This is a genomic window from Variovorax sp. Root318D1 (genome assembly GCF_001424835.1).
Taxonomy (GTDB): domain Bacteria; phylum Pseudomonadota; class Gammaproteobacteria; order Burkholderiales; family Burkholderiaceae_C; genus Variovorax.
Window position 1 is genome coordinate 178,471 of sequence record NZ_LMCQ01000024.1, and the last position, 14,783, is coordinate 193,253.

Here is a 14,783-nt window from a genome sequence, read left to right on the forward strand (position 1 = left end):
CAGTAAGTAGAAAAAACAGTCGGTAGCTTCGGTTACACGGACGGAGCCACTTCAGGTGAGACCGGCTCGGGCATTCGGGGGTTCCCGGCCGACAGCGCATACCAGTCGACCTTGCGCGTGGCGAGCATCAATACCGTCAGCATGCCGAATGTCAGCAGGGCACCGAGTAGGAGGGCGTTGCTTTCCGATGCCAGCAGGCCGTAGAGCGCGCCATAGAGTACCGCGACAAAGGCCCCAAATCCGGCGCCGCGTTTCCAGCTTTGCAAGACAGCGCTGAAGTAGATGCCGAGCAGCAGCACGCTTGCTGAGGCCGCGCTCGCATACGCCAGCCAGAAAGCCAGCTTCTCGGACAAGGCCAGCAGCAGCAAAAAGAACAGCGCAATCGACAGGCCGACCAGCCCGTATTGCACCGGATGCATGCGCTGCCTGCGGAACAGCTCGAACATGAAGGCCGCCATGATCACCAGGCCGATGAAAAGCGCACCGTACTTGCCGGCGCGCGTGCTCATCGAATACACGTTGATCGGCTGGGCGAGCGATACGTCGAAGGTCTGCAGCGGGCCGAGGTTGCGCGGGCCCGTCGCAACGGCGGCTGCTGCCGTGGCTGCGGCACTCGTTTCGCCCCGCTCCGACAGTCCGGCGCGCACCTGTTCGCGTGCAGATGTCACGAGCGAAGACACGCGCCAATGTGCATCGAAGCCCTGCGGCGTCACCTCGCGCTGCGTGGCGAGAAAGCGGCCGCCGAAGCTCGGATGCGCCCACGGCGAGCTCAGATGGGCGGTGGTCTCTTCGGCAATCGGCACCATCGAGAGCGTGTCTTGTCCCACGAGGCCGAGCTTCATCTCGAAGGGCAGCGGTGTCTTCGACTCCCATGCGGCGAGTGCGGTGCCGGTGAGCGGCGCGTGGATGGCATCGGCCAGCCAGCTGCTGTCCGCCAGGCCGGGCACGCGCTGCTTGAAACGCAAAGGCTCACCGTTGATGGCGATGGTGGGCGAACCGTCGAGCCCGCGCAAATCGCTTACGTAGAAGACGACGAAAGGGGCCTTGAACTCGATGCGGGAATCGGTTTCGCTGTGCGCCACGGACTTGGGGTCGAAGGCGGGAAACCCGCCGTCGAGCGTGGCGTTGAGCGTGTAGAAGGGAATCTTGAAGATGCCCCGGTAGCGCTCGTGCGGCGCCATCGAACCTTCGGTGTGCAGCTTGTCGGGAAACACCGCGTGGGCCATTTCCTTGCTGCGCGCCTCCTGGCCGATCACCTTGCCCTGGGCATTGCGCAACGGCTCCATCCAGCGTTCCACATACGGCACCAGCAAGAGCGGGCCCACCACGGTCTGCCCGCTCGCGTAGGTGGCGGCAAGCTCTTCGGCCGCTTCCCGCTGGCTGCGGCCGCGTTCGCGGTTGATCGAGTTGATCTCGGCCAATGGAATGCACAGCAGGAGCGTGAGCATGAGCAGGCCGGCGACCTTGACCAGCATCGAACTCTGCAAGGCCTTGAACAACTGAAACATGTTTTCTTCTCCACTTCGATAACGAAGCGGCGATGCTCGCCGCGCGATCCGAAGGGCGTGTGAAGCGTGGCGGCGGCGGACTTCACACAGGCTTCACACAAGGCTGCGTCCGGCGGACGGACTTCAAGCAGCCTTCCAATTTCCTTCTCGCGCGGTGTCGACAGTTGCGGCTGTGCAAGTTCGCACGGAAACCGACACCACACCGCCATGGATGCCCACACCACCTCTCGTCCCGGCCGCTGGCTCTGGCTCGCCACCGTGAGCCTGGCCACGGCGGGCTTCGTCGCACTCAGCCTTAACCCCGTGCATGCGCAGGAAGCGCCCGGCCCGCGGTTGAAGACCGAGAGCCCCTACTTCTTCGTGAAAAGCGACGACCCCTCGGTCGACCGGCTGCCGCTCAAGGGAACCGAGGTGGCGGTGAAGATCTCGGGCGTCATTGCCGACGTGACCGTCACGCAGACCTACCGCAACGAGGGCCAGCGAGCGATCGAAGCGAAGTATGTTTTTCCGGGTTCGACCAAGGCCGCGGTCAGCGGCCTCAACGTGCGTTTGGCCGACCGTTTGATTACCGCGCAGATCCGCGAGAAGCAGCAGGCGCAGATCGAATACGACACCGCCAAGAAAGAAGGCAAGACCGCCGCGCTGCTCGAGCAGCACCTGCCCAACGTGTTCCAGATGAACGTCGCCAACATCCTCCCCGGGGACGACGTGAGGGTGGAACTGCGCTACTCCGAGCTCCTGGTGCCGCAGTCGGGCAACTACGCGTTCGTGTTTCCCACCGTGGTGGGCCCGCGCTACAACAGCCCGCAGTCGGAAAACGCCCAGGCCAAGTGGGTGGCCCAGCCCACGCTTCGCGAAGGCGTGGCGCCCGGCACGAGCTTCAGGCTCAAGGCCAGCATCGATACGCCCATGGGCCTGAAGGAGGTGCGCTCGAGCACCCACGCCATCGACGTGAAGAAGAGCGATGAAGACCGGCATGCCGACGTGGTGCTGACGGCCGACGGCCGCCCCGCCGACAACCGCGACTTCGTGCTCGACTATCGCCTTGCTGGCGAAAAGATCGAATCGGGCCTGATGCTCTACAAGAGCCAAGGGCAGAACGCCGACGGAAGCGCCGAGAACTTCTTTCTTGCAATGATCGAACCGCCCAAGGCCGTGGCGGCCAGCGCCATTTCGCCGCGCGATTACATCTTCGTGGTCGACATCTCGGGTTCGATGCACGGCTTTCCGCTCGACACTGCCAAGACGGTGCTCGAGCGTCTGATCGGCGGGCTGCGCCCGAGCGATACCTTCAATGTGCTGTTGTTCTCGGGCAGCAACAAGATGCTCTCTCCCCAATCGGTACCCGCCACGCGCGCCAACATCGAGCAGGCACTCGCCACCATCCAGAACTACGGCGGCAGCGGCAGCACCGAGCTGATTCCCGCGCTCAAGCGTGTCTATGCGGAGCCGAAGCAAGACAACGTCTCGCGCACCGTGGTGCTGGTGACGGACGGCTACGTGAGCGTGGAGCGCGAGGCTTTTGAACTGGTGCGCAAGAACCTCTCGAAAGCCAACGTGTTCGCCTTCGGCATCGGCTCCTCGGTGAACCGCAGCCTGATGGAAGGCATTGCGCGCGCCGGCATGGGCGAGCCCTTCATCATCACCGACCCGATTCAGGCACCGGAGCAGGCCGCGCGCTTCCGCCGCATGGTGGAGTCGCCGGTGCTCACCAACGTAAAGGTCACTTTCGGCGGCCTCGACGTGTACGACGTGGAGCCGCAAGCCCTGCCCGACGTGCTGGGCGAACGCCCGGTGATCGTGTTCGGCAAGTGGCGCGCCGATGCCGAAGGCAAGGCCCGCGGCCGGGTGATCGTCGAAGGCCAGGGCGCCAATGGCCCGTACCGCCAGGAGCTGCGCATCGATCCGCAGATGCGCCAGGACACCGTCGCGCTGCGCACGCTGTGGGCGCGCCACCGCATCCAGAGCCTGAGCGACCAGGAGACGCTTGAGGGCGGCAGCGCCTTCAAGGAACGCATCACCGAACTCGGCCTGAAGTACAGCCTGCTGACGCAGTACACCAGCTTCATTGCCGTGGACAAGGTGGTGCGCAACCTCGCGCCGCAGAACAGCGTGGGCGTGAACCAGCCGTTGCCCTTGCCGCAGGGCGTGAGCGAACTCGCACTCGGCGCCGAGGTGCCGAGCACGCCGGAACCCGAAACGCTGGGCGCGATTGCCGTCGTGCTGTCGATGCTCGCCATGCTGCGCCGCCGGGCGCGCCGCAACGATCCGCGCCGCTACACGGCCTGAGCGCGAAAAGAAAAGGAAAAGAAAAATGTCTCTGGCCGCACTCGCCCACCAGCATCCGCGCATTGTGGATTGGGGCATTCGCATCGACCGCGCACCGGCCGCCGGCTGGCTCGCGCTGCAGTTTGCCGCGCTGGCGCCAACCTGGGCCTGGATGGTCCAGCGCATGCGCGACGGCTCCGACGATCCGCTGGGCCTGTTGGCGCTTGCCGCCTTGGCCGCGCTGGCATGGCAATGCCGGCGCGAACTGCGCGCCGCGCCGCGGCTCGGCTGGCTGGCATTGGCGGCGGCCAGCACCTTGCTGGCTACGCTGCTGCGCACGGGGCTTGGCGCATTGCCCGCCCTGCCCCCGCTTGCGGCCGGCCTGGTGGCGGTGCTGGCGCTGGCCTGCGGCTTGCTCGCCTTCCTGCCGCGGCGCGTGGCCGCGCTGCCGGTCACGGGGCTTGCGGTGCTGGCTTTGCCGCTGTTGTCGTCGCTGCAGTTCTATGCGGGCTATCCGCTGCGCGTGGTCACGGCCGAGGCGAGCCGCTGGCTGCTGGCACCGGGCTTCAGCGTGGCGCGCGAGGGCAGCAGCCTCTGGGTCGACGGCCGGCTGGTGATCGTCGATGCGCCGTGCTCGGGCGTGCAAATGGTGTGGCTCGGCTACTTCACCGCGTGCGCTGTGGCGCTCTGGGCGCGCCAGGACGACCGAGGCTTTCTGCGCCGGTTGCCGATGGTCGGCCTGCTGGTGCTGACAGGCAACATCCTGCGCAACAGCGTGCTGATTGCCTTCGAAGGCGCGGGCCATCCGCTGGCGCCATGGGCGCACAACACGCTCGGGCTGGTGGTCTTGGCTGCCGTGTGTGGTGGCATCGCCCGGCTGATGGTGCCGAAACGCACTTCTGTCGAACTTGCCGGCCAACCCATTCCCGGAATGATCACTACGCACGGAGCCCGGCATGTCGACACGGTTCTTTGAAAACTTTTTCGCTAACCACTTCATCAACCGTATCGGCCATAAGACGGCCTTTGCGCTGGCGATGCTGCTGTGCCTGCTGTGGTCGACCGCCGCCGCGCTGCGCGCGCCGCAAGAGCCCCTGGCGGCCGCGGCATCGCATGAATGGCCGCGCGAATGGGACGGTGTTCCGCTGCGGCCGATGGCGCTTGGCGATGTCGAGCAGCGCTTTGCCAACCGCTTTCCGGGCGCTATCGGCCGCATGACCGATGGCACGCAGATGATCGTGATGCGCGCGGTGAACACCCCGACGCGCATGCTTCATCCGGCGGCCGATTGCTACCGCGCGCTCGGCTATCGCATCGAGCAGGCGCGCTTGGAACGCGATGCGCAGGAGCGACTGTGGCGCTGTTTTGTTGCGCAATTGCACGGTGCGCAAAAGTTCCGCGTCTGCGAGCGCATCGTCGATGCCGAAGGCGCTGCTTTCACCGACACTTCAGCCTGGTACTGGGCGGCAGCCAGCGGGCAGTCGCGCGGTCCGTGGCAAGCCGTCACAGTGGCGAGACCCTTGTGAGAGTTGTGTGAACAAGATTCTGAGATTCGTGATCTATGCGCTGTCTGCCCTGGTGGTGACAGTCTGTGTGGCTGTCTTCCTGATAGTCAAGTTCGCGCTTGCGCCCGCGGCGGGGGAGTGGAGCACCAGTGTCAAGGCCGGACCCCTGAGCTTCCAGATCGGCGTGCCCACGGCAGTGCGCCTGGCGACCTCTTCATGGCTTGCACCGCGGCTGGACGGCCACGCTCTCGACACACGCATCGGCACGATACGTTTTGCCTGGAAGGACGCGGAGGGCCTGCTCGAGATGCGCTGCGCACCCTGCAGCATGGAGGTCCCGGCGCTTGGCACGCAGCCAATCCAGGTCGAGGGCCTGATCGCCACTGTGCGGCGCGACGGCAACACGCTGGCCGGCACGATCGCAGCCACGCCTCGCAATGCCGATGCCGCCGCTGTGATCCAGGGCCCATGGGAAGGGCGCCTCGTGCCCAAGGGTCTGCACCTCAGCGCCGACATCAAGGATGCGCCCATTGCCCGCTGGTATTCGGTGCTCGTGCCCAATCTGCCCGAACTGCAGCGCGCGCGCATCGGCGGCACGCTGGCGCTGCGCGCGCAGGTCGCTCTGCCCGAAGGCACTTTCGTCGTGGTGCCCACCGTGAGCCAGTTCACTGTCGAAGGGCTGGGCACCGAAGCCATGCTCGGTGCGCGCACCAGCTGCGGAGCGCCGTCAAAGCTCGCCAACGACAGCTGGCTGGCGCGGGCCGTCATCGCGGCCGAGGACCAGCGCTTTTTCACGCATGCCGGCTACGACCTGACCGAGATCGTCGCGTCGATCGACAACAACCAGAAGGACGGCCAGCACAAGCGCGGTGCCAGCACGCTGACGCAGCAGCTGGCCAAGATGCTGGTGACAGGCAGCGACCGCACCGCCGAACGCAAGCTGCGCGAATTGCTCTATGCGGTCGAAATGGAACAGACCCTGGGCAAGGCGCGCATCCTGCAGCTCTACCTCGACAACGCACCCTGGGGCGGCCACCTGTGCGGCGCCGAAGCCGCCGCGCGTCGCTACTTCAAGCGCCCGGCGCGCAACCTGGAACCCGCGCAGGCCGTGTGGCTTGCGGCCATGCTGCACAAGCCGCAGGCGGTGCTCGAACAATGGCGGCGCGACGGCCGCATCGACCCGGATCGCACCAAGTGGGTGGCCGAGGGCGTGCGCGGCATCAGCCGCAACCAGCGCGAGGCGTTGCTCAAGAGCGTGGCGGCGGCCCGGTTCGCCGCGCCGGAGGCAGCACCATGAACGATGTCGAAGCCATCGAACGCGCCACGGTTGCCGCCGTGTCGCCTCTTGCCGTCGAAGAGCTCGACGGCTGGCTGCTGCCCTTCGACGACGGCACGGTCAAGCGCGCCCGGTCGGCGGTTCCGCTGCACCGCAGCGAGGTCGGCGGCCGCACGATCGACCGCATCGAAGACCGCTACGACAGCCGGCAATGCGTGCCCGCCTTCCGCCTGGCCGACGTTCCCTGCTTTGCCGCGCTGCAAGCCGAGCTGGAGCAGCGGCACTACGTCGGCGATTCGCCCACCTGCGTACAGGTCGGCTCTGCGCGGCGCATGCGCGAGGTGGCGGCCACCGGTGCCGCGCTGGCCGCGGTCGACCTTGCGCCCGACGAGGCCTGGGCGACGCTGTTTCTCGGCGAGGGCTTCGATCCTGTCGATGGCGCGCACCGCGTGCGGGCACTGTCGCGTGCCAAGGGTTCGCTCTATGCCAGCGTGCGCGAAGGCCGGCGCACGGTGGCGGCGGGCGCCATGGCCTTCGGTCACGGATGGGCCAGCGTGCACGGCATGCGAACCGAGCAGTCGCAGCGGGGCCGCGGCCTGGCGGGCCGCGTGCTCGCGGGCCTCGCGCAGGCGGCCCTCGAGCGCGGCTTCGAACGCGTGTTCCTGCAGGTCGACGCGCACAACGCCGCCGCCCATGCACTCTACCGCCGAGCAGGTTTTTCCACGCAGTGGCAATACCGCTACTGGCAGCGGCAGCAGTGGCCGCGCTGACGGTGCCCGCCTGAACGCCGCGCCGCCCCCACCGGTGGCGCGGTCACGGGGTTAGTGCCACCATGGCCGCATGACGAACGCAAATCATCATGCCAACCACCCCACCGATCCCGTGGCCACGCCGCGCGGCATCGACCACATCGTGGCCGGTGTTTCCACCAGCGATGGAGACGGCGTCAAACTCACCCGCGTGCTGCAACAGCCACTGCAGAAAAGGCTCGATCCCTTCTTGATGCTCGATGCATTCGGCAGCGACAACCCGGGCGACTACATCGGCGGCTTTCCCAACCATCCGCACCGCGGCTTCGAAACTGTCACCTACATGATCGCGGGCCGCATGCGCCACCGCGACAGCGCTGGCCATGAAGGGCTGCTGCAAAACGGCGGCGTGCAGTGGATGACGGCCGGCCGCGGGCTCATCCATAGCGAGCTGCCCGAGCAGGAAGAGGGGCTCATGGAGGGCTTCCAGCTCTGGCTCAACCTGCCCGCGAAAGACAAGATGCGCGAGCCCTGGTATCGGGACATCCAGGGCGAGGAAATACCGGAGTACACCACCGCCGCGGGCGTGCACGTGCGCGTGATTGCCGGCGCCAGCCACGGCATCGAGGGCGCGGTTCGGCGCGAGGACACCGAGCCGCTGTATCTCGACATCACCCTGCCGCCGGGCGCCGAGTTTGCGCAGCCCCTGCCCGAGGATCACAACGCGCTGGTGTACGTGTATCGCGAATCGCTGTGGATCGCGGGCAGCGAGGTGCCCACGCGCCGCATGGCCATTTTGGCGAACGACCCCGGAAGCGACGGCGTGGTGTTGCGCGCGGGCGCCACCAACCACAGCCCGGCCCGGGCGCTCTTGATTGCCGGCAAGCCACTGCGCGAACCCATCGCCCAATATGGCCCCTTCGTGATGAATACGCAGGAAGAAGTGAAGCAGGCGGTGCACGACTTCCAGAACGGCAAGTTCGGCGGCTGACCGGCGGGGCCGTGCCTGCGTGTAGTCGCAGGCCTACCGAAAATCGGCGCCGCGCACAGGTTACGGCAGGCCATGCGGCGAATAGATTGTCGCCATGCCCTTTCGCACTTCCAAAGCACCCCGTGTTCGCAAGGGACAGGCGCCCGACACATTGCCGCGCGACCAGTTTCACGAGCGCTTCATGCAAACCTTCCGGGACCCGGCCTTCGAGGCCGAGAAGGAATCATTGCAGCGCATCGAACTCATTGCATGGGAGGCCTACCAGGAAGGCCGCAAGGCACCGGTCACGCGCAAGGCCGGCCCCGGCTATGCCGACCCCGAGTACGAACTTTCGGTCGACTGGCTTGAAGCCAAGGCGCGCATCGAGGCGGCGCAGGCGGCTTGGGGCGACCCTCAGACACGCTCGCGCGTGCTGCTGGTCAACGGTTCGCCGCGCAACGACGGCACCTGCCCCGGCGAAATTTCCAAGACCTGGCGGCTGGTGCAGCTCGCGCGCGAGGTGCTCGACGGCTGCGGCATCGACGTCGACGTGCTCGACCTGAGCCTGCTCACCTCGGAGTACGGCCGGCACATCCATCCCTGCAAAGGCTGCGTCTCCACCGCCATGCCGCTGTGCCACTGGCCCTGCAGCTGCTATCCCAACCACTCCTTGCGCCAGACCGGCGATTGGATGAACGAGATCTACGAGCGCTGGGTTGCCGCACACGGCGTGATGCTGTTCACGCCCACCCACTGGTATCAGTCGGCCAGTCCGCTCAAGCTCATGGCCGACCGGCTGGTGTGCGCCGACGGCGGCAACCCCGACCCGACCAGCACCCACGGCAAGAAGCCGGAGGAAGCCAAGGCGCTCGAACTCGAGGGCTGGGGCTATCCCAAGCACCTGAGCGGGCGGGTCTACGGGGTGGTGGTGCACGGCGACGTTGCCGGCGTCGAGAGCGTGCGCCGCAATCTGTCGGACTGGCTCGACTGGATGGGGCTGATCGATGCCGGCGCCCAGGCCCGGCTCGACCGCTACATCGGCTACTACGAGCCGTATGCGAGCAGCCACGACAGCCTCGACGCCAATGAAGACGTGCAGGAAGAGGTGCGTAACGCTGCCCGTGCGGTCGCGCTGGCGGTCGGCGAGCTGCGCTCGGGCAAGCTGCAGGCGCCCGATCGCGGACTGAAGCCTCCACGGCCCAAGTAGCGGCGCCGCAGGCGGCGTGCAGCCCTTGCGGTTCATGATTCTTTACGCACGCTCACTCCAGCCTCACTTGGGCGATACAGAGGTCTTCCACACTTCGCTTCACCTGCTGCCCCTTGGCGGCGGGCTTCTTCGAAAGGAAGCACTTTTCATGATCTCTCTTCGCCAACGCATCGTCTGGGCCAGCCTTCTCGGTTCGGCCGCCCTCGCCTCTTCGGGCGCCTTCGCCCAGGCTCCGGCCGCGCCCAGCACTTCGTCGGCCCCGCCTGCGGCCGTCGCCCAGGCCGATGGTGCCGCCGGACACAAGGCACAGCACAAGCGCATGGACCCAGCCGAGCGCATGCAGCGTATGCAGGAACATCGCGCCAAGCACCTTGCCGCATTGAAGGAAAAGCTCAAGCTGACGGCCGCGCAGGAAAGCGCCTGGACCACCTTCGCATCGGCCAGCCAGCCGCCCGCTGGCGCCCGTCCGGCGCGCATGGACCGCGCCGAGTTTGCCAAGCTCACCACGCCCGAGCGCCTGGAGCGCATGCAGGCGCGCCAGGCCGAGCGCAGCGCGAGGTTCGCCAAGCGCGCCGAAGCCACCAAGACGTTCTATACGGCGCTGACGCCGGAGCAGAAGAAGACCTTCGACGCGGAAACGGTGCATGCCGGCATGCACGGGCATCGCGGCCATCATGGCCATGGTGGTCCGGACGGGCACAACCATTCGGCAGCGCCCGCCAAGAGCTGAACGAACGGCGCGCTGAACCGCGCAGACGGTAAAAAGCCCGCGATGCCTCGTGCATCGCGGGCTTTTTTTCGTACAAGCGCTTATTGAGGCGTGCCGGTCCGTTCCGTCGGGTTCGTCGGCACGTCCGGCCGTTCACCCGGGGTGCCGAACCGGGGCTTGGTCTTGCGGGCCTGCTGGCTCACCTCGGCACGCGACATCTCGCCCGTGGGCTGCGGCATCGCATTGGGCTGGGCATTGACGGTGGTGCTGGCCTCGCCCTTGGGCACCAGGTTGTTGGCGTTGTTGCGGTTGTGCGCGCGTGCCTCGGCCTTCACGGCCTCGCGTGAAATCGGCATGCTGTTGTCGGGGCGCTGCGGTGGGTTGGGCACGCCGGAGGGTGTCTGCGTGCTGGCCTGGCCGCCCACGGACGGGTCGGGCTGCGCGGGGATCGAGGTGGCTTGCGCCATGGCGGCGCCGGCGGCGGCCATCAGGCCGGCCAGCAGCGTCGCGCGAAAGATTCCTTGCTTCATGGTGGTTCCTTTGCTTGTCTCGGTGAATCGAGAACGGATGGGTAGAGCAGTGGCCGCTTCCCTCGGCCTGAAATCACCGTAGGAGGCCCCAGATGCTCGCCATGTCGGGGTGCGGAAGGCCTCCCTGTAGGAGTTGGCCGCCCGCTCGCGAAAGGCAATGAAGAAGGTGGCGCGTTCCTACAGGCGCCGGCCGCGCGGCAACGTACAACCGCAGGACTGATGTCTTCTTCTCCGATTCCACTCCCCGCAGCGGCGCCGACCTCCATCAAGGTCATGACGGTGAACACCCACAAGGGGTTCACCGCGCTCAACCGCAAGTTCATTCTTCCGGAGCTACGGGACGCGGTGCGCACGGTCGGTGCCGACGTGGTGTTTCTGCAGGAGGTGCTCGGCACGCATTCGCGCCACTCGCGCAAGGTGAACAACTGGCCCGAGGCCCCGCACTACGAATTTCTGGCCGACACCATGTGGCCGCAGTTCGCCTACGGCCGCAACGCGGTGTATCCGAGAGGGCACCACGGCAATGCGGTGTTGTCGAAGTTTCCGATCGTGCATTACCGCAATCACGACGTGTCGGTGGCCGGCCCCGAAAAACGCGGCTTGCTCCACTGCGTGTTGCGCCTGCCCGGACGCACGGTCGATGTTCATGCGATCTGTGCCCATCTCGGCTTGGCCGAGACGCATCGGCAGCAGCAGCTGGAGCTGCTCTGCCATATCGTGCGCGACGAAGTGCCGCCTGACGCGCCGCTGGTCGTGGCGGGTGACTTCAACGACTGGCGCGGCCGCGCGCACCGGGTGCTCGAAGAAGGCGCCGCGCTGCGCGAGGTCTTCCTGCATGCGAACGGCGCGGCCGCCAAGACTTTTCCATCGCGCTTTCCGCTGCTGTCGCTCGACCGCATCTATGTTCGCAACGCGGGCGTACACGAACCGGTCGTGCTGCCGCGCAAGCCCTGGTCGCACCTGTCGGACCATGCGCCGCTGGTGGCGAACATCGACCTTTGAAGATGGACTACGCCCATGTTCCGCGCAGTCCATTTCGCGCCGCGACGCTCATCGCCTGCCTCGCCGGGCACTGAAGGGGGCCGCCATGGAAAGCGGTGACCGCTGGGTCGGCGGCAATTGCATCGAGCTGCTCGAAAACGGCGAGGAGTTCTTTTCGCGCGTGTTCGATGCCATTCGCGAGGCCAAGCGCGAAGTCATCATCGAAACCTTCATCCTGTTCGAGGACAAGGTGGGCTTGGCGCTGCACGCCGTGATGCGCTCCGCGGCCCAGCGCGGCGTCAAGATCGACGTGCTGGTCGACGGTTTCGGCTCGCCGGATCTTTCGCGCGAGTTCATCGAGGGGCTGTGCTCGGTGGGCGTGCGTATGCGGGTGTTCGATCCCGGCAAGCGCATCCTCGGCCAGCGGCTGAACGTGTTCCGGCGCATGCACCGCAAGATCGTGGTGGTCGATGGCGAACTCGCGTTCGTCGGCGGCATCAACTACTCGGCGGACCACCTGCTCGACTTCGGGCCCAAGGCCAAGCAGGACTACGCGGTGGCGCTGCGCGGACCCATCGTCGCGCAGATCCACCAGTACGTGCTGCGTGCCATCGCGCTTGGCGACAAGGGACCGCGCTGGTTCCGCCGCCGGCTCAAGCAGGCGCCGCCAGTCGACCGGGAAGCGGTTGGCGAGGTGGAGGCGATGTTCGTCACGCGCGACAACCGCCGCCACACCGGCGACATCGAGCGCCAGTACCTGATTGCGATCCGTGCCGCGCGCGAGCGCATCGTGATTGCCAATGCGTATTTCTTTCCGGGCTACCGGCTCATCAAGGAGCTGCGCCGCGCCGCACGCCGCGGGGTGGACGTGCGGCTCATTCTGCAGGGCGAGCCTGACATGCCGATCGTCAAGACGGCCGCGAGCATGCTCTACCACCACCTGATGCATTCGGGCGTGCACATCTATGAATACTGCAAACGCCCACTGCACGCGAAGATCGCACTGATGGACGATCGTTGGACCACGGTCGGTTCGAGCAATCTCGATCCGCTGAGCCTGTCGCTCAACCTGGAGGCCAACGTGATCGCGCGTGACAAGGCTTTCAACCAGCTGCTGTGGGAGCGCATGGACACGCTCATGCGCGAGAGCTGCAAGGAGATCGGAGAGGCCGACCTCGAAAGCGGATGGAGCGGCTGGCGGCTGGTGCGCAGCTTCTTCATCTTCCACTTCTTGCGCTGGTATCCCTCCTGGCTAGGCTGGCTGCCTCGCCAGGTGCCTCGCCTGACGCCCGCAGAAGCCATCGACTTGGCAGAAAGGCGCGAAGAACGCGAAAAGAACAAGAAAAACGACGAGGACGCCGTGACCCCGACGGAAGTGGCATGAGCTCCCGCACGGCCGTTCCGAAGGGGGCTCGCACCGCAGTGCGGAGCACGGAGGTTGCCGAATGAGCGTCGGCACCGCAAAGCTTGCGCACCGGCCCTGGTGGCCCTGGGTGCGCCGCATTGCGACCTGGACCTTCTTCGGCTTGATTGCCTGGCTGCTAGTGAACCAGGCACGCGCGATCGACTGGCAAGAGGTGTTCGACGCCATGCGCGCCCTTCCCGCGGCCACGCTGCTGCTGGCGGGCGCGCTCGCCGCGTGCAGCTTTGCGGTCTACAGCACCTACGACCTCTTGGGCCGGCATCTCACGCGGCACCCGCTGGGCGCCGGCACCGTGATGGGCGTGACCTTCATCAGTTACGCCTTCAACCTCAACCTGGGTTCGCTGGTGGGCGGCGTGGCGTTCCGCTACCGGCTCTATTCGCGGCTGGAGCTTTCCAACGGCACCATCACCCGCGTGCTCGGTTTCAGCATGCTGACCAACTGGCTCGGCTACCTGGTAGCGGCGGGCGTGGTGTTCTGCTTCTGGCCGTTGGTGCTGCCGGCCGGATGGAGAATCGACAACACGGGCCTGCGCATCCTGGGCGCGGTGCTGCTGCTCCTGGCCGCGGCCTACCTGGTGCTGTGCGCCTTCGCCAGCGGGCACGTCTTCCGGATCCACCGGCACTCCTTCAAGGTTCCGTCGCTCCGCATGGCGCTGCTTCAGCTGGCCATGTCCTGCCTGAACTGGTCGCTGATAGGTGGCGTGATCTGGGTGCTGTTGCAGGGCCAGGTGCCCTACCACTCGGTGCTTGCGGTGCTGCTCGTGGCCGCGGTCGCGGGCGTCATCACGCACGTGCCGGCGGGGCTTGGTGTGCTGGAAGCGGTGTTCATTGCGCTGCTTTCGGACCAGGTGCCTCAAGGCAGGCTGCTGGGCGTGCTGCTGGTCTACCGAGGCCTCTACTACCTGTTGCCGCTGGGCGTGGCCACGCTGGCTTACTTTGTTGCGGAACTGCGCGCCAAGCGATGGCGCGCACGGGCCGTGGTCAACGAAGAAAGTAAACAGTAACTTCTAATCCGTTCGTTGCCTGCGCGGAAGCCTGTTTCCGTGTCAAAAGGCACGACTTGCTAAACAAAATGGCTGCGTATTTTGCTGCAGTGCAGCAAATCCCTCTATCGGCGCCTATAGTGGTGTTCGTCCATTCCATAGACCGTCTTCATGTCGTCCCTTACCTCCGCCGTTCGTTTGGCCAGCCCCCTGATGCTGTGGGTCGACTTGGCCCTCAAGACCCACGAGATGCTGTTGTCTTCGGGTTCCGTCATCCAGATGCGCACCGAGCGCATCGCCAAGGCGGGGCTTGCACCCAGCGCAGCCGATCTCGCCGAGTTCCAGCTCATGGGCGACGAAAAACTCGCTGCGGCGGGCGAATCGGGCGTCGCCATGGCCAAGCAGTGGCACAGCAGCCAAGTCGCCCTGGCGAACCGCGCACTGCAGCAATGGTTTCAAAGCGCGGGCGCTTTTTTCTCGATGGCGGGCAGCATCACGCCGGCGCAAGCTGCCGTGCGCAGCGACGCTTTCATGCGGGCCACTGCACGCGCAGCGGGCACGGCCAGCCAGCTGTCGGGTGCGGCGGTGCGTATCGCGCGACGCGGACTGAAGCCGATCCACGCGGCCGCCACCTCCAACGCCCGGCGACTGGCCGAATTGCGCGACTGAACG

At 66.3% G+C, this 14,783-nt stretch carries 14 protein-coding genes; 12 read left to right on the forward strand and 2 right to left on the reverse strand.

Translation table 11 applies throughout. The annotated features are described in order from the left end of the window. Nucleotides 1–32: 32 nt before the first annotated feature. Nucleotides 33–1,508: a cell envelope integrity protein CreD gene (gene creD, locus ASC78_RS23680; protein ID WP_055807229.1), complete on the reverse strand. Its 1,476-nt coding sequence runs from the start codon at nt 1,506–1,508 to the stop codon at nt 33–35. Between the two features lie 207 nt (nt 1,509–1,715). On the opposite strand from creD, the gene ASC78_RS23685 reads away from it, so the two are divergent. The 8 genes from ASC78_RS23685 (at nt 1,716) to ASC78_RS23720 (ending at nt 10,213) form a co-directional block, all read left to right on the forward strand. Further along, a complete protein-coding gene (locus ASC78_RS23685) occupies nt 1,716–3,797 on the forward strand; it encodes a VIT and vWA domain-containing protein (RefSeq protein ID WP_055807232.1) in 2,082 nt (693 codons plus the stop codon). Nucleotides 3,798–3,822: 25 nt separating this feature from the next. Further along, entirely contained in the window at nt 3,823–4,752 is a 930-nt protein-coding gene (xrtQ, locus tag ASC78_RS23690) for an exosortase Q (protein ID WP_055807235.1), read from the forward strand. Then, entirely contained in the window at nt 4,733–5,302 is a 570-nt protein-coding gene (locus tag ASC78_RS23695; protein ID WP_055807237.1) for a hypothetical protein, read from the forward strand. The genes xrtQ and ASC78_RS23695 overlap by 20 nt, the downstream gene beginning before the upstream one ends. 7 nt (nt 5,303–5,309) lie before the next feature. Then, nucleotides 5,310–6,578 (forward strand): biosynthetic peptidoglycan transglycosylase, encoded by a 1,269-nt coding sequence (locus ASC78_RS23700; protein ID WP_055807240.1) that lies wholly within the window; start codon nt 5,310–5,312, stop codon nt 6,576–6,578. Next, on the forward strand, nt 6,575–7,327 hold the full coding sequence (locus tag ASC78_RS23705) for a GNAT family N-acetyltransferase (protein WP_055807242.1): 753 nt from the start codon (nt 6,575–6,577) through the stop codon (nt 7,325–7,327). Before ASC78_RS23700 ends, ASC78_RS23705 begins: the two co-directional genes overlap by 4 nt. A 70-nt stretch (nt 7,328–7,397) precedes the next feature. Then, complete coding sequence (locus ASC78_RS23710) at nt 7,398–8,297, forward strand: pirin family protein (RefSeq protein WP_055807246.1); 900 nt, start codon at nt 7,398–7,400, stop codon at nt 8,295–8,297. Nucleotides 8,298–8,391: 94 nt separating this feature from the next. Next, a complete protein-coding gene (locus ASC78_RS23715) occupies nt 8,392–9,483 on the forward strand; it encodes a flavodoxin family protein (protein ID WP_055807249.1) in 1,092 nt (363 codons plus the stop codon). Nucleotides 9,484–9,631: 148 nt separating this feature from the next. Continuing rightward, on the forward strand, nt 9,632–10,213 hold the full coding sequence (locus ASC78_RS23720) for a Spy/CpxP family protein refolding chaperone (RefSeq protein WP_055807870.1): 582 nt from the start codon (nt 9,632–9,634) through the stop codon (nt 10,211–10,213). 80 nt (nt 10,214–10,293) lie between these two features. On the opposite strand, the gene ASC78_RS23725 is transcribed toward ASC78_RS23720, so the two are convergent. Continuing rightward, nucleotides 10,294–10,722 carry a hypothetical protein gene (locus ASC78_RS23725; RefSeq protein WP_055807252.1) on the reverse strand — a complete coding sequence of 143 codons (429 nt, stop codon included), beginning with the start codon at nt 10,720–10,722 and terminating at the stop codon, nt 10,294–10,296. Nucleotides 10,723–10,941: 219 nt separating this feature from the next. On the opposite strand from ASC78_RS23725, the gene ASC78_RS23730 reads away from it, so the two are divergent. The 4 genes from ASC78_RS23730 to ASC78_RS23745 all read left to right on the forward strand — a co-directional run bounded on the left by ASC78_RS23730 (nt 10,942) and on the right by ASC78_RS23745 (nt 14,780). Further along, nucleotides 10,942–11,724, forward strand: coding sequence for an endonuclease/exonuclease/phosphatase family protein (locus ASC78_RS23730; RefSeq protein ID WP_055807255.1), 783 nt, complete (start codon nt 10,942–10,944; stop codon nt 11,722–11,724). 85 nt (nt 11,725–11,809) lie between these two features. Beyond that, nucleotides 11,810–13,087, forward strand: coding sequence for a cardiolipin synthase ClsB (gene clsB, locus ASC78_RS23735; RefSeq protein WP_055807258.1), 1,278 nt, complete (start codon nt 11,810–11,812; stop codon nt 13,085–13,087). A gap of 61 nt (nt 13,088–13,148) precedes the next feature. Next, on the forward strand, nt 13,149–14,132 hold the full coding sequence (locus tag ASC78_RS23740) for a lysylphosphatidylglycerol synthase domain-containing protein (RefSeq protein WP_055807261.1): 984 nt from the start codon (nt 13,149–13,151) through the stop codon (nt 14,130–14,132). Nucleotides 14,133–14,282: 150 nt separating this feature from the next. Next, on the forward strand, nt 14,283–14,780 hold the full coding sequence (locus ASC78_RS23745; RefSeq protein WP_055807264.1) for a polyhydroxyalkanoate granule-associated phasin: 498 nt from the start codon (nt 14,283–14,285) through the stop codon (nt 14,778–14,780). Nucleotides 14,781–14,783: the final 3 nt, after the last annotated feature.

Excerpts from the sequence above, each read along its gene's own strand:
- creD (WP_055807229.1), bottom strand. The coding sequence starts at position 1,508 with ATGTTTCAGTTGTTCAAGGCCTTGCAGAGTTCGATGCTGGTCAAGGTC.
- ASC78_RS23685 (WP_055807232.1), top strand. The coding sequence starts at position 1,716 with ATGGATGCCCACACCACCTCTCGTCCCGGCCGCTGGCTCTGGCTCGCC.
- xrtQ (WP_055807235.1), top strand. The coding sequence starts at position 3,823 with ATGTCTCTGGCCGCACTCGCCCACCAGCATCCGCGCATTGTGGATTGG.
- ASC78_RS23695 (WP_055807237.1), top strand. The coding sequence starts at position 4,733 with ATGTCGACACGGTTCTTTGAAAACTTTTTCGCTAACCACTTCATCAAC.
- ASC78_RS23705 (WP_055807242.1), top strand. The coding sequence starts at position 6,575 with ATGAACGATGTCGAAGCCATCGAACGCGCCACGGTTGCCGCCGTGTCG.
- ASC78_RS23710 (WP_055807246.1), top strand. The coding sequence starts at position 7,398 with ATGACGAACGCAAATCATCATGCCAACCACCCCACCGATCCCGTGGCC.
- ASC78_RS23715 (WP_055807249.1), top strand. The coding sequence starts at position 8,392 with ATGCCCTTTCGCACTTCCAAAGCACCCCGTGTTCGCAAGGGACAGGCG.
- ASC78_RS23720 (WP_055807870.1), top strand. The coding sequence starts at position 9,632 with ATGATCTCTCTTCGCCAACGCATCGTCTGGGCCAGCCTTCTCGGTTCG.
- ASC78_RS23725 (WP_055807252.1), bottom strand. The coding sequence starts at position 10,722 with ATGAAGCAAGGAATCTTTCGCGCGACGCTGCTGGCCGGCCTGATGGCC.
- ASC78_RS23730 (WP_055807255.1), top strand. The coding sequence starts at position 10,942 with ATGTCTTCTTCTCCGATTCCACTCCCCGCAGCGGCGCCGACCTCCATC.
- clsB (WP_055807258.1), top strand. The coding sequence starts at position 11,810 with ATGGAAAGCGGTGACCGCTGGGTCGGCGGCAATTGCATCGAGCTGCTC.
- ASC78_RS23740 (WP_055807261.1), top strand. The coding sequence starts at position 13,149 with ATGAGCGTCGGCACCGCAAAGCTTGCGCACCGGCCCTGGTGGCCCTGG.
- ASC78_RS23745 (WP_055807264.1), top strand. The coding sequence starts at position 14,283 with ATGTCGTCCCTTACCTCCGCCGTTCGTTTGGCCAGCCCCCTGATGCTG.